A 13,429-nucleotide genomic window follows, 5' to 3' on the forward strand; every position below is an offset into this window, starting at 1 on the left:
CCCCCGCGCCGGCCCGGCTCCCGGGCCGGCCGCTTCTCCAGCGGTACCCCCATGACCTCACACGCCCCCGCCGTCACCCGGCTGGCGGTCGCGCTCGCCCTGGCGTTGTCCACTCCGCTGGTGGCCGCGCGCGGCGTCCCGCCCGGTTTCGAAGATCTGGTCGAAGGCCAGACCGAACAACTCGACATCCGGCTGTTCGGCCGCTCGGCCGGGCTGTCGCCGGTGCGCGTCACCCTGGAGCATGTGCAGCTGGAAGATCCCGCGCGCGTGCTGCAGGCACTGGACCTGTCCGCCGAGGCGCAGGCCGCGCTGCTGCCGGCGCTGTCGCAGCCGCTGCCACGCAACAGCCACCTGGCCTGCCGCTTCGGTGGCGCCGAGGCCGGTTGCGGTTATCTGGATCCCCCAGAAGACCCTGCCGCCGCGCTCGCGCTGTACGACGAAGGCGAGGGCGCCGTGCGCCTGTTCGTGGCGCGCAAGTGGATCGGTGGCGAGCCCGCCGCGGAACGCTTCCACGCGCTCAGCAGCAATGCCGAGAACGCTTTCCTGCACCAGCAGGTACTCAACCTTACCGGTGGGCGCGACTACCAGTCGTTCAGTGCGCGCGGCACCGGCGTCCTCGGCCTGTTCCAGCGGGGCCATATGTCCGCCGACTGGTACTTCACCCAGCAGCGCTACCGCAGCAACGGTGGCGATGCGCATTTCGAATTCGACAACGTCTATTACCGCCATGACCTGGGCCAGCAGTATTACCTGCAGGCCGGGCGCATGGACCGCCGCAACCTGTCCAGCCCACAGGGCGGCACCTTCGGTTTCAGCATGCTGCCGCTGGACCGCTTCGACGGTGCCCGCGTGGGCACCACCCAGGCTTACGTGGACAGCGATGCTGCCGTGCAGGCCTCGCCACTGACGGTCCTGCTCGCCCGCGATGCGCGCGTGGACGTGTTCGACGGCGAGCGCCTGCTGCAGACCTACTACCTGCAGGCCGGCATCAACCAGATCGATACCCGCAACTTCCCGTTCGGCAGCTACCTGGTGCGCATGCGCATCTACGAGGATGGCGTGCTGGTGCGTACTGAAGAAGCCCCCTTCGACAAGGGCGGTGACTGGACCGACAGCCAATGGCAGTGGTTCGTGCAGGGTGGCCGCCGCAACGAGCGCCGCAGCGACCGCTTCGATGGTGAGCAGGTAACGGTGGCCGGCATGCGCGTGCCATTGGCTCGCGACCTGGCGGCTACTGCGGGCGTCGCCCACCTGGGCGGGCACAGCTATGGCGAACTGCGGATCGACCTGCGCCGCGTGCTGGCCACGCAGGAGATGCGCGCAACGTTCAGCGGCATGCGCGGCAGCGATGGCAGCCACGGCCAGCAGCATCAGCTGTCATACCGGCGCAAGGCCTCCTGGAACATCTACCAGCAGCGCATGCGCGGCAAGGCCTGCCAGTTCGAGGCCGATGCACGGGACCGCCTGGGCTGCACCAACTCGCTCAGCGGATCGGTCTCGCTGCCGATCGCCGGGGGTACGGCCTACCTCGGACACACCCGGCGCCAGACCTGGCGCACCGGTTGGAGCCGTCCTGGTGACGATGGCCCGTTGGCGCCGCTGGATCCGTTCCTGCCGCCGCAACCGCTGCAACCGCACCGCGAGCCGCAGCTCAGCCGCACCTGGCAGGCCAGCTTCAGCCGCAGCCATCGCTGGCAGGATTTCAGCGTCTCCACGCGGCTGGGCCTGTGGCAGCAGCACAGCCACGACAGTGCCCGCGACACCCGCACGCGCGACCGTGGCATCTACCTCAACGTGAGCTTCAACCGCCTGCAGCGCAGCCATGTTGGCAACGGCCAGCGCCGCCATGCGGTGGACATGCGCCAGCCGCAGCACCAGCGGCCGGAGATCAACTACAGCGTCGGCCAGAGCTATCGCCAGGAGGTGGACGCGCAGTTGCGTGAGCTGATCTCCGAGCTGCGCGCCAACAACAACGACCGCTACAGCGCATCGCTTGGCGGGCAGCTGCAGAACCGCTACGGACAGACCGGCGCCACCGTGGCGTACTACCAGCAGCATGGCCGCAGCGAGACCGCTTACAGCGGCACGCACAGCTCCGCCTTCGCGCTGGGCCGGCGGGGGGCCTACTGGGGCGCAGGCACCGGCGCCGATGCCGGGCTGGCGGTACAGGTAGCCGCCACCGATGACCTGGACCTGCAGGGCGTGGCGGCCGAACTGCAGGTGAGTGGCGCAGGCCGGCAACGGCTGCAGATCGGCGAGCGCCGGCTGCTGCCGTTGACCGCCTACCAGTCGCACCGTGCCGAACTGCAGGACGCCAGCAACGACACCAGCATGGCCGCCATCCGCGTGAGCGGCGTGGGCGGCGTGCGCCCGATGTTCCTGGCCCCGGGGCGGCTGATGCGCATGCCGGTGCCGATCGAAGTGACCTATACCTTCATCGGCACCGCCCGCACGCTTGCCGGCGCGCCGCTGGGCGGCGCCCGCATCCTCAACGCGCCGGTGCCCGGCACCAGCGCCAACGGCGGCTTCGTCGCCGACTTCCCGCGTCGCGAGACAACGCTCTACCTGCTGCAGGACGACCGCCTGCTGCACTGCCCGCTGCAGGTGCGCGAGCGCCGCCAGGTGGTGCTGCTGGTCGGTGCCGTGCGCTGCGAACCGCTGGCCGTGGCCCAGCTGCCGGCGGAGATCCGCCAGCAGGCCCGCGTCACCCGGCTGCTGCAGGAACGCGCGCTGATTGCCGCCACGCCCCAGACCGCTGCTGCAGGAGGAACGCCATGAGCCGGCGTGTGTTGTTCGTGTTGATGCTGGTGTGCGCGCTGGCCGTGCTGATGCCACGGGCGTGGGCGCAGTGGCCGCCGGAAACGCATCCGTCCGACCAGAGCCGGGACATCGTGATGAGCTGGGACCGCTCGGCCGTGCCCGGCGACGTGGAGCTGTGGGCGCCGAGGACGGTGCTGGGGTTCAGTCATGACGTGGCGATGAAGTATGGGCAGATCCATGTTGTGTGTGGGTCATTCGCGGACCCAGAGTTCGGCAGATGCCGGACGGAAGGGGTTGGAGGGGAGCTCACCGTTCCCTCGGAGGTTGTCATTCGCCTGGTTGAGCAAAGAACGGGTCTACGAAACGACATTCGCATGGTCGGGTATCTGGAGCGTTCGATGACCGACCGCAGTTGCGCGGGTGACTTCTGGCAACCGGGGGTCCGGCCGCTATTTGCATCACGCTTGGACTATTGCGGTACCGGCGAAGCAATTGGTACCGGCGCTGCGTTGACCTTGTCAGAAGCTGAACTCGCGCGTCTCGTCGCAGGCCACTGGAAGGCCACGATGCGCCTGTACATCAAGGCCGATCCCGCCGCAGCTCCTGTCGCCACCGCCACTTTCAACTTCGATTTTACCGTCACCGACTACGACGCGATCTCGATCTACTTCCCAGCCTTCGACACCATTGCGCCGCTGGTCAACATGGACCTGCGCTACGACCCCATCAAGCAGATGGTGGGCGGCCGCAAGCAGCTGGAGATGTGCCTCTACGACGGCCTCGGCTCGCAGAGCGAGTTCCTCGGCGTCACCGTGCGCGACAGCGGGCCGCGCCCACCACCCGGCAGCGACTTCGCGGTCTGGCATCGCGATGGTGGCAGCGACGACCGACAGCGCCTGGACTACCACGTCAGCCTGAACTACGGCGGGCGCGATATCCGCATGCGGCATGGCGTGGAAGAGCTGCTGCATGGCATCGACAGCGCCGAACTGCGCCTGGTCATGCTGCCTGGCATCAGCCAGCCGGTCTATTGCGTGCCCACGCCGCTGACATTGCTGACACCTCCCACCCCTATTGCCAGCAAGCGCCCCGGTCTCTACGAGGGCGAGCTGACGGTGGAACTGCGCGTCCCCACCGCCAAACCCTGATCCCACACGGAGCCTGCCATGAACAAACTGATCGCCTGGATGCTGCCGTTGAGTGCGCTGCTTGCGCCAGCAGCACACGCCAACCTGTCCATCCATCCCATGCGAACTGCGATGGATGCCAAGCGGGGTGCGCAGATCCGCGTCTACTCGCAGTCCACCCGGCCGCAGTATGTACAGGCCAGCCTGCGACGCATCGACAACCCGGCAACGCCCCGCGAACAGGAGCAGGACGTCGAGGTCGCCGATTCGGCCATTGCCATCACCCCCGGCAAGTTCGCGCTGTCAGGCGGTGGCAATCGACTGATCCGGCTGATCCCCCTGCAACCGGTGCAGAAGGAAACCGCGTACCGCGTGTACTTCGAAGGCGTGCGCGGCCCGGAAGGCACTGAACTGGAAAGCAGCGACGACGCTGCGCACGCCGACGTCGGCGTCAGCCTGGTGTGGGGTGCGCTGGTGAACGTGGTGCCCGCCGACGGCGTGGTCGACCTGCAGGTGCGCGGCAACACGCTGCACAACAGCGGCACGCTGCGCGTGGGCATCGTCCATGCGGCCGAATGCACGGCCGCCGGCGTCTGCACGCCGCACGACCTCTCGCACAGCCTGTACCCGGATGCCGATTTCACCCTGCCGTTCCAGCCGCAGCCGGGCAATTCGCTGCGCCTGCGCTACCGGCTTTCCCAGGACGGTTATCGCGAGCATGTCCAGGACGTGGCCATCCAGTCCAGCTGATCCCCCTCCCTGCGTCCCGCGCATGGCGCGGGATGCCTTTTCCGAAAACTGTTAAGGAGAAAGACCATGAATCGAATCTATCGGCGTATCTGGAACCGGGCCAAGGGGTGCTGGGAGGTAGCCAGCGAGCTGGCTGTAGTAAAAGGAAGCACCAGCGGCCCGCGCAGGCTGATTCCAGTACTGGTGGTCGCGTTGACGGCTACAGCCGCCATGCAGGATGCGACCGCGGGAGTTGACTACTATGGCTGCTCGGTCCTTGACTCTGGTTCCAACTATCTTCGCTGCCTTCCACATGCGGGTCAGACCGATGGAACCTTGTGGGCTAACGCTGCGGCCGATGCGAAAGAGTATCTGATCATTGGTGGCGGGACGTATCTGAGTGGCAGCTGGGGGGCGGGTTTCGGGCACCAAAGCCGGATCGTTGGCAACTATGGATCCGCGTTTGGCTACAAGTCCAACATCAACGGGGTAGACAGCGTTGCCGTTGGCTACAACGCCAGTGCTCAGCTGGGGCACAGTACGGTGGTCGGTGCCAACGCCTACGGCAAGGGCATCGGGTCTACTGCATTCGGGAACAAGGCATCGGCCACCCGGCAGAACTCCATTGCTATTGGCAGTGGGTCACTTTCACAAGGTGAGAATTCCGTGGCGCTTGGTGCGAATTCCCTTGCCACCGAAGTGAATACGGTTTCGGTGGGTAGTGACAAAGAGAAGCGGCGAATCGTCAACGTGGCCGATGGGCGAATCAATGCGACCAGTGCCGATGCGGTGACTGGCAAGCAGCTGCACACCACCAACAGCAAGCTGGGTGCCGTTGAAGCGAGCGTGGGTGCGGTGAAAACAGACCTGGCAGCCGTTCGGACACTCGCACAGTCGGCCACCAACCGTATCGATGCCACCACCCTGGCACTGGGCAAGGGCGCGATTGCCGAATCGGGCAGCTTTGGTATCAGTACAGCCATCGGCAACAATGCCAAGGCCTACAACGGTCGCAGCGTCGCACTCGGGTTCGATGCGCTGGCTGGCGTCGATGCGGAGGGCAATCGAGTGACCGGCCAGAATGCCGGCGTTTCCATCGGCGCGAACACGCGCAGCGCGAACGGCGCGGTCGCGACGGGTTTCCGGGCCATTGCCAGCGGAAACTCCTCCATTGCAGTGGGCGGTGACGCCAATGCGGCGGCCGAGCATGCCACTGCAATGGGGTACCTGAGCAAAGCCACGGCAAAGCAGTCCACTGCGCTGGGGCGTGGCAGCGAGGCCAAGGCGCAGTTCGCCATCGCGTTGGGCAATCTTGCGGTATCGGCCAACACGAGCGCCGTGGCGCTGGGTGACCGCGCCAATGCCCGCCATGACAATGCAGTGGCACTGGGTGCGGGCTCTGTCACGGCGTCCGTCAACTCCGTTTCGGTGGGCAGCGCCACTCTCAAGCGCAAGATCCAGTACATTGCCGATGGCGCGGTCAGCAATGGCAGTACCGATGCCATCACCGGCAATCAGCTGTTCGCGACCAACCAGGCCGTGTCCACCGCGCAGAGCACGGCCACGAGCGCGCAGACGGCGGCCAACGCCGCCAAGGCCGACGCCGCCAAGGCACTGACCGAGACCACCGCGCTCGCCGGGTTGGTCTCTCAGACCACCGCCAGCGGCAATGTCCGCCTGGGCGAGAAGAACAGCGGCACTGTACTGGACGTGCGCAACAGCGCCAACGCCAGCCGGAAGGTTGCCGGTGTGGCTGACGGCGACTTGGATGACAGCAGCAACGAGGCTGTGAACGGCAAGCAGCTCAATGCCACCAACGTGCAGGTCGCTGCTGTGGAGAAAGCGGCTACGGCGGCGCAGGCGGATGCAACGGTTGCGAAGGCAGACGCTGCCCAGGCGTTGGTCGGCACGGGTGCGCTGGAAGGGCTGGTCAGTCAGGTTGCCGTTGATGGAAGTGTCCGTCTGGGCGAGAGGAACAGCGGAACCGTGCTGGATGTGCGCAACAGTATGGGTGTCGACCGAAAGATCAGCGGCGTTGCAGATGGCATGGTGACCGATAGTAGTGCTGAAGCTGTATCAGGGCGTCAACTTTTCGCAACTAATGCCCGGGTCTCGATGATCGAGCGCCAATCGAAGTTCGTTGGGCTCGGTACTGACGAGTTCAGCGAACGGGCTGTGGCCGGCGGATTCGGTGTTGCGATTGGTGATTCCGCCAAGGCCAGCCCGCTGAGCGAAGGCGGGACGGCAATCGGGGCCTTTGCCAACTCACTGGGAATGAACTCGGTCGCCATTGGTCGGGGCTCTCTGGTTACGGAACATTCCGAGAGGGGCTTTGCACTTGGCGTAGCTTCCAGGGTAGAAGCGGCCGGCGGTATGGCAATTGGTGCAGGCGCCAAGGTGTCAGTCGGCGCTACGGACTCTGTCTCGATAGGCTCAGGTTCAGAGGCGACTGAAAGCGGAACCGCATCATTTGGCAATTCCCTTACCAAGCGCCGTCTCGTGAACGTTGCTCGTGGCGCCGCCGATCACAATGCCACGACCGTCTCTCAGCTGAAGGATTCCCTTGCCGCCCTCGGCGGCAGCGCAGGCATGGATGCCAGCGGCAACATCATTGCCCCGACGTACTCGGTGCAGGGCGGAACGCAGAACACCGTGCAGGACGCACTGATGGCGCTCGATGGAGCTGTCACCACCGCAGGCCGCCGTGCGGACAGGATGGAAGGCCAGCTCAGCTCGATCTTCCAGGATTCACCCTCGGCCCGTGGCGATGGCATGAGCCAGATCGCGCTGAATGGCGCGAACGGCATGGTGCTGACCAACTTGGCTGACGGTCGGGTGGCGCCAGGAAGCCGTGATGCCGTAACGGGAAATCAGCTGTACGCCGCAGAGCAGAGGATCTCGCAGAATCGGAATGATCTGGAGGCCATGCGCAAGGAGCGGGAGATGGGTGAGCAGGCTATGCGTGGATTGGATGCGAGCGGCCCGATCGATTTCGGTGGTGCGCGTTTGACTGGTGTGGCCGAGGCTAAGCTGTCGGCTGACAGCTCGGATGTTGTGCGGGGCAGCCAGCTCTATGAGACCAACAGCCGTGTTTCGGCCATGGAAGGCATCAGCCAGTACGTCAGTGTGGGTGCCGCTCCAGGCTATGGTCCTGCTCAGGCTGGACCGGTTGGTCTTGCAATTGGGAACTTCGCTAAGACCGGCAACGATGGAGGAACTGCAGTGGGAACCCATGCGAAGGCACTGGGCAGAAATTCCATAGCCCTTGGTCGCGCTTCGGTCGTGCATGAGGATTCCGATAGCGGATTTGCGCTAGGTACTGGAGCGGAGGTAGGCATTGCCGGAGGTGGTGCACGAGGAGGCATTGCTATCGGTGCTGGAGCAAAAGTGGGTAAAGGAGCGAATGGTTCGCTGGCAATAGGCGAAGGCTCTCAGGCGAATGAGGCCGGAGTGGTTTCATTTGGAAGTGCAACTACTTATCGCCGCCTCATAAACATCGCCAACGGCACCGCCAACCACAACGCCGCCACCGTCGGCCAGCTGCGCGGGGCGCTGTCCGCGCTCGGCGGTGAAGTCGATGCCAACGGCAACATCGTCGGCCCCAGCTTCACCGTGCAGGGCCAGTCCCAGTCCACGCTCAATGGTGCATTGGAAGCACTCGACGGCGCAGTGGTCAGCAACCGCTCGCGGCTGAACCAGGTCGAGTCCCAGCTGCGCAGCGTGTTCCAGGACACCCCCTCGGTCCGCGCCGACGGTCTCAACCAGCTCACCCTGGCCGGAACCCACGGCATGGTCATTTCCAACGTGGCCAATGGCCTGATTGCGGCCGGCAGCCGCGATGCAGTCAATGGCGGCCAGCTGCACTCGATGCAGCAGCAGCTCAACGGCCGTATCGATGGCCTGGAAGAGCGCATTGATGCGCCGCAGCCGCGGGCAATGGCCGTCGCTTCGGCGCCGGAGCCGGAAGCACCGGTGCCGCAGGCCGAAGGCGGCCAGCAGGTGGCGTCGGTCGGCGAGGGTGAGAAGCCCGCGCCGCAGCCGAAGTCGAAGCAGGACGACACGCCCAAGCCGCAGGTCGACACCGCTGAATTGGAGAAGATGCTGGCCCGCGCAAACGAGTACACCGATGGCGCGATCAGCAATTTCGAACGTCGCCTGGACAAGATGGACAAGCGTTTCAACCGCATGGCGGCGATGAGCAGCGCACAGACCGCGATGGCGATGAACACTGCGGGCCTGGCCACCTACAACCGCCTCGGTGCGGGCGTGGGCTACAGCGAGGGTGAGTCCGCGATGGCCGTGGGCTACCAGCGCGTGCTCAACGAAAAGGGCTCGGCCACCTTCAGCCTCAATGGGGCGTTCACCAACAGCGGTGAGCGCAGCATGGGCGTCGGCGTCGGCATCGGCTGGTAAGCCATGCGGCCCCGGCGTGGTGCGCGTAATGAACCCCGCCGCGCCGGGGTCCTTGCCGAGGAGAAGGCAATGTACAGATGGGTAAGTGGAATCGTCAGCTATCGCACGTTCTATATCTGGCGGGCGCGCTTTCGCTACTACACCCGGAACCTGGATCTGTGGACGCTGATGAGCGGGCTATGCATTGCCGGTCTGCTGCTGGTGCTGTGGTACCTGTGGCAGATGCTGGGTGTACCGCCGCCGCGCGTGCAACCGAAAGCCGCGGCGCTGCGGATCGAGGGTGTCACCAGCGAGGCGATCCATCGCATCGTGCTGGTGCGTCACGCGGGCCGCACGCCGGGTGCACCGTTCACCACGCCGGAGGAGGTAAGGGCGAGCACGTTGCGCACGATGCGGGTGCGGCAGGTGATGGACAGCGAAGTGGTGTGGCGGCTGAAAGCCGACATGCTGGCGGACATCGCCGACTACATCACCGCCACGGGTGGGTGCGTCCCGTACGACTGCCGACGGATTCGCGCTCGATTGGAGGATGTGCGCAGGGCGGGTGTTGAGAATGCGCAGATCAACACAGCACTGTTGACGATCCTGGAGGTGTCGCTGGACCAGATGCCCTCGTTGGAGGCGGTCGAGCATGAGCGGGTGAAGAGTGGGTGGTCGGATGGGTTCAACGACATCTATGACCAGATCTGGTTGCTGCGGGGCCTGCAGGTCATGCATGCACAGATGATGCGGGAGTATCCGCAGCGAGCCCCAGTACCGTGGCTGCCGCGGCTGCTCAGCGACCCGCTGCGCGATACCCGTTTTGTCTGGTAACGGGAGCATGATGGGCATCATCTGCCAGCGCAGGTAGCGCAGCTTTTGTAGAGTCGAGCCGTGCTCGACTGCTCTCCGGCCAGCAATCGATTGCCTGAAGCACGGTGCGGAGCAACGGTCCGCACCCATCACTGGCAGGTACCGCTGCGCTCGCCGGCCATGGGCCGGCGCTACCGTCATCCGCCGATGTACGCGGTGATCTCGGCCTCGGCCAGCACCTGCCGCAACTGCGCCACGGACGCACGTCGCATAGGCTTCTCATCCACCGGTGACAGTGGGGCCTGGCGCAGGGCGTCGTACGGCAGCACCGCTAGGTCGAAGGTCAGCTCCTCGGCACTGAACACCCACACCGGCACGTCCAGGCAGCGTTCGCGGTCCATGCGCAGGCGGCGCGTCCGCGATTCGGCGGGAATGCCGTGCTCCTCCAAGAAGCGGTGCACGGCTTCCGGGTCGTCGCTGTGCAGGTGCAGCTGCACGGGACTGTTGGCGTCGGCGGTGCCCTCCAACACTGGGCCAGCCAGGCGCGGGGAGAAGCCGTGCAGGAACTCCAGCGCACGCATGGCAGCCTCGCGGCGGCGCTGAAGCTCGCTGCCGTGCTGGGGGCCAGCGAACAGCCGCTGGTATTCGCGCAAGGCGTCTTCGATCTCGGTGTTGCGGGGCAGGGAGGCATCGTCGTGGATGCCGAGCCGGCTGGCGGCCTTCAACTTGGCCTGGTGATAGTCGCGGATGCCGCCTTCGGCCATCAGGCGGGCGGCTTCGTGGGCGAGGCGGTGGCGCCGCTCGCGGGTCTGGCTGGCAGCATGCTGACGGGCGCGATGCATGCGATGACTCCCTGTTGCGACCTGGCTACAGAGTAGCGCACGGATGTGACATCTGCGTGGGTATGGCGCGGAGATGCCAACCAACGGTTGGCACCCACCACGGCAAACGGGTGCCGTTGATCCTGTAGAGCCGAGCCCATGCTCGGCTGCTCTACCGCGGGCCCCCGAAGCCGAGCATGGGCTCGGCTCTACAGAGGCAGTGCCAACCAACGGTTGGCACCCACCGAATCCTTCCTCAGAAGATATCGAACGCGGCGGCGTCGGCCTGCGGCGTATTGAGGTTCAGGTCGTAGTCGGTCAGGCGGTCCATGTCTTCCACCTTCACCCATTCGGTCGCGCCGTTGAGGGTGGCCTGGACCATGCCGCTGGGCGGCTCGTTCTGCGCGATCGGGGTGTCCTTCAGCGCGGTGCGCATGTAGTCGATCCAGATCGGCAGCGCGGCCTTGCCACCGTATTCGCGGTAGCCCAGCGAGCGGAAGTCGTCGCGGCCCACCCACACGGTAGTCACGTACGGGCCACCGAAGCCGGAGAACCAGGCGTCGCGGTGGTCGTTGGTGGAGCCGGTCTTGCCGCCCACGTCTTCGCGGCCGAGCACCTTGGCCTGCACGCCGGTACCGCGCTGGACCACGTCGCGCATCATCGACACCAGCTGGTAGGCGGTGCGGGCGTCGATCGCGCGCGGGGCGGTGCGGGCATCGGGGTTGACCGGCGCGGCCGGGGTCTCGGCCTTGGCTTCGGCCTTGGCCGCAGCAGCCGGGTCCACCTTCGGGGCCGGGGCGCCGAAGTTGAAGCCGTCCACCACCTGGTTGACCGGCTGGTCGCTGCTGCCGGCGCAGTCGCGGCAGGCCATCGCCGGGTTTTCCTTGAACACCAGGTTGCCGTCGCGGTCGTTCACCTGGTCGATCAGCCAGGTATCCACGCGCGAGCCGCCGTTGGCGAACACCGCGTAGCCACGCGCCACCGACAGCGGGGTGAGCGAGGCAGTACCCAGCGACATCGACAGGTTCGGCGGAAGCTCCGATTCGGCGAAGCCAAATTCGCTGATGTACTTGCGCGCATAGTCCACGCCCATGCCATCGAGCAGGCGCACCGAGACTAGGTTGCGCGACTGCACCAGCGCTTCGCGCAGGCGCATCGGGCCGCGGAAACCGCCGCCGTCGTTCTGCGGGGCCCAGGTCTTGCCGCGGCGGTCGCGGAACACGACCGGGGCGTCGAGCACGATCGAGGCCGGGTTGTAGCCCTTGTCGAAGGCCGCGGCGTAGATGAAGGGCTTGAAGCTCGAACCCGGCTGGCGGCGGGCCTGGGTGGCACGGTTGAACTTGTTGCCGGAGAAGCTGAAACCGCCAACCAGCGCCTTCAGCGCGCCGCTGTGGGCATCCAGCGAGACCAGCGCGGACTGGCCGCGCGGGAGCTGATCCAGCAGCCACTCCCCTTCCTTGGCACCGGCACGCACGCGCACGATGTCACCGCGCTGCACCAGCTTGCCCGGTGTCTTGTTGGTCCACTTGGCGGCACCGGCCGGCAGCACGATCTCGCTGCGGTTGGCCAGCACCACGGTGGCGCTGCCATCGGCACCGGTGCTGGCAACGATGGCCGGCAGCAGGCCGGCCTGGCCGTACAGGCCACGCAGGTGCTCGGCCAGGGCGGCGGCGTCTTCACCGGCACCCACCTGCACCTGCTTCTCCACGCCGTGCCAGCCGTGGCGGTGGTCGTAGAGCAGCAGGCCATCACGGACGGCCAGGTTGGCGGCGGTCTGCAGGGTGGAGTCGATGGTGGTGGTGACGTGGTAGCCCTTGTTGACCACATCGCCGCCGAAGCGGGCGATCATCTCCTGGCGCACCAGCTCGGCTACGTAGGGCGCGTCGACCTGCACCGGCGGCTCATGCGCGGTGGCGTGCATCGGCACGGCCTTGGCCGCGTCGGCCTCGGCCTGGCTGACGAACTTCAGGTCGGCCATGCGCTGCAACACATAGTTGTCACGACGCTGGCGGGCGCGCTCCGGATTGGAGATCGGGTTGCCCGAGGAGGGGAACTTGGGGATGCCGGCCAGCGAGGCCATCTCGTCCAGGTCCAGCTCGTTCAGCTTCTTGCCGTAATAGAACTCGGCGGCGGCGGCCACGCCGTAGGCGCGGTTGCCGAAGAAACTCTTGTTCAGGTACAGCTCGAAGATCTCGTCCTTGCTCAGTTCGGACTCGATCTTCCGCGCCAGCAGGATCTCGGCCAGCTTGCGGGTATAGCTGTACTCGGAGCTGAGGAAGAACTGGCGGGCCACCTGCTGGGTGATGGTGGAACCACCGGGCACGCGCTTGTCGTTGGTGGTGGCCAGCAGCCAGACCGCGCGGCCGATGCCCTTGTAGTCCACACCGCCATGCTCATAGAAGCGGGCGTCCTCGGTGGCCAGGAAGGCCTGCTTCAGCTTCTCCGGCACGTCCTTCATGGTGATCGGGGTACGCCGGGTCTCGCCGAACACCGCCATCAGCTTGCCGTCGGCGGCATAGACGTACATCGGCTCCTGCATTTCCACGTCGCGCAGGGTCTGCACGTCGGGAAGCTTGGAGGACACGGCGTAGTACAGACCGCCCACGGCGGCCGCGCCGATCAGCGCCAGGACCAGGACAATCAGGAAGATCCAGCGCAGCCAGCGGCGGAGTCGAGTCATCGGGTTCAGATTCCGATTGCGAATTTCGTGGTCGCAGAGTATAGATTACGCAAGGTGGCGGCTGGGGTCGGCACCGGGGAGCGCAAGGGGAACAGTCAGGGGCTGCA

Annotated in this window: 7 protein-coding genes; 5 read left to right on the plus strand and 2 right to left on the minus strand. The window is 66.0% G+C overall.

Annotated features, from left to right (window positions below):
- The first annotated feature begins 51 nt into the window (after nucleotides 1-51).
- The 5 genes from AC5P6A_RS18290 to AC5P6A_RS18310 all read left to right on the plus strand — a co-directional run bounded on the left by AC5P6A_RS18290 (nucleotide 52) and on the right by AC5P6A_RS18310 (nucleotide 9,842).
- Entirely contained in the window at nucleotides 52-2,778 is a 2,727-nt protein-coding gene (locus AC5P6A_RS18290; protein WP_227844876.1) for a TcfC E-set like domain-containing protein, read from the plus strand.
- Nucleotides 2,775-3,908, plus strand: coding sequence for a CblD like pilus biogenesis initiator family protein (locus AC5P6A_RS18295; protein WP_227844877.1), 1,134 nt, complete (start codon nucleotides 2,775-2,777; stop codon nucleotides 3,906-3,908). Before AC5P6A_RS18290 ends, AC5P6A_RS18295 begins: the two co-directional genes overlap by 4 nt.
- 18 nt (nucleotides 3,909-3,926) lie before the next feature.
- The gene (locus AC5P6A_RS18300; RefSeq protein ID WP_227844878.1) at nucleotides 3,927-4,637 is read left to right on the plus strand and encodes a pilus assembly protein; all 711 of its coding nucleotides are present in this window, start codon (nucleotides 3,927-3,929) and stop codon (nucleotides 4,635-4,637) included.
- A gap of 66 nt (nucleotides 4,638-4,703) precedes the next feature.
- Nucleotides 4,704-9,029, plus strand: a complete 4,326-nt coding sequence (locus AC5P6A_RS18305; RefSeq protein WP_227844879.1) for an ESPR-type extended signal peptide-containing protein — start codon at nucleotides 4,704-4,706, stop codon at nucleotides 9,027-9,029.
- A gap of 69 nt (nucleotides 9,030-9,098) precedes the next feature.
- Nucleotides 9,099-9,842: a hypothetical protein gene (locus AC5P6A_RS18310; protein WP_207048922.1), complete on the plus strand. Its 744-nt coding sequence runs from the start codon at nucleotides 9,099-9,101 to the stop codon at nucleotides 9,840-9,842.
- A gap of 176 nt (nucleotides 9,843-10,018) precedes the next feature.
- Here the strand turns inward: AC5P6A_RS18310 and AC5P6A_RS18315 are convergent, their stop codons facing one another.
- A complete protein-coding gene (locus tag AC5P6A_RS18315) occupies nucleotides 10,019-10,663 on the minus strand; it encodes a hypothetical protein (protein ID WP_227844880.1) in 645 nt (214 codons plus the stop codon).
- A 235-nt stretch (nucleotides 10,664-10,898) separates the two neighbouring features.
- Nucleotides 10,899-13,322 (minus strand): penicillin-binding protein 1A, encoded by a 2,424-nt coding sequence (locus AC5P6A_RS18320; RefSeq protein ID WP_171953534.1) that lies wholly within the window; start codon nucleotides 13,320-13,322, stop codon nucleotides 10,899-10,901.
- Nucleotides 13,323-13,429: the final 107 nt, after the last annotated feature.

Source organism: Stenotrophomonas sp. YJH_SMC_20 (assembly GCF_059367845.1).

Bases quoted from the DNA above. Each gene is read 5' to 3' on its own strand.
- AC5P6A_RS18315 (WP_227844880.1), bottom strand. From the start codon at position 10,663: ATGCATCGCGCCCGTCAGCATGCTGCCAGCCAGACCCGCGAGCGGCGC.
- AC5P6A_RS18310 (WP_207048922.1), top strand. From the start codon at position 9,099: ATGTACAGATGGGTAAGTGGAATCGTCAGCTATCGCACGTTCTATATC.
- AC5P6A_RS18305 (WP_227844879.1), top strand. From the start codon at position 4,704: ATGAATCGAATCTATCGGCGTATCTGGAACCGGGCCAAGGGGTGCTGG.
- AC5P6A_RS18290 (WP_227844876.1), top strand. From the start codon at position 52: ATGACCTCACACGCCCCCGCCGTCACCCGGCTGGCGGTCGCGCTCGCC.
- AC5P6A_RS18300 (WP_227844878.1), top strand. From the start codon at position 3,927: ATGAACAAACTGATCGCCTGGATGCTGCCGTTGAGTGCGCTGCTTGCG.
- AC5P6A_RS18295 (WP_227844877.1), top strand. From the start codon at position 2,775: ATGAGCCGGCGTGTGTTGTTCGTGTTGATGCTGGTGTGCGCGCTGGCC.
- AC5P6A_RS18320 (WP_171953534.1), bottom strand. From the start codon at position 13,322: ATGACTCGACTCCGCCGCTGGCTGCGCTGGATCTTCCTGATTGTCCTG.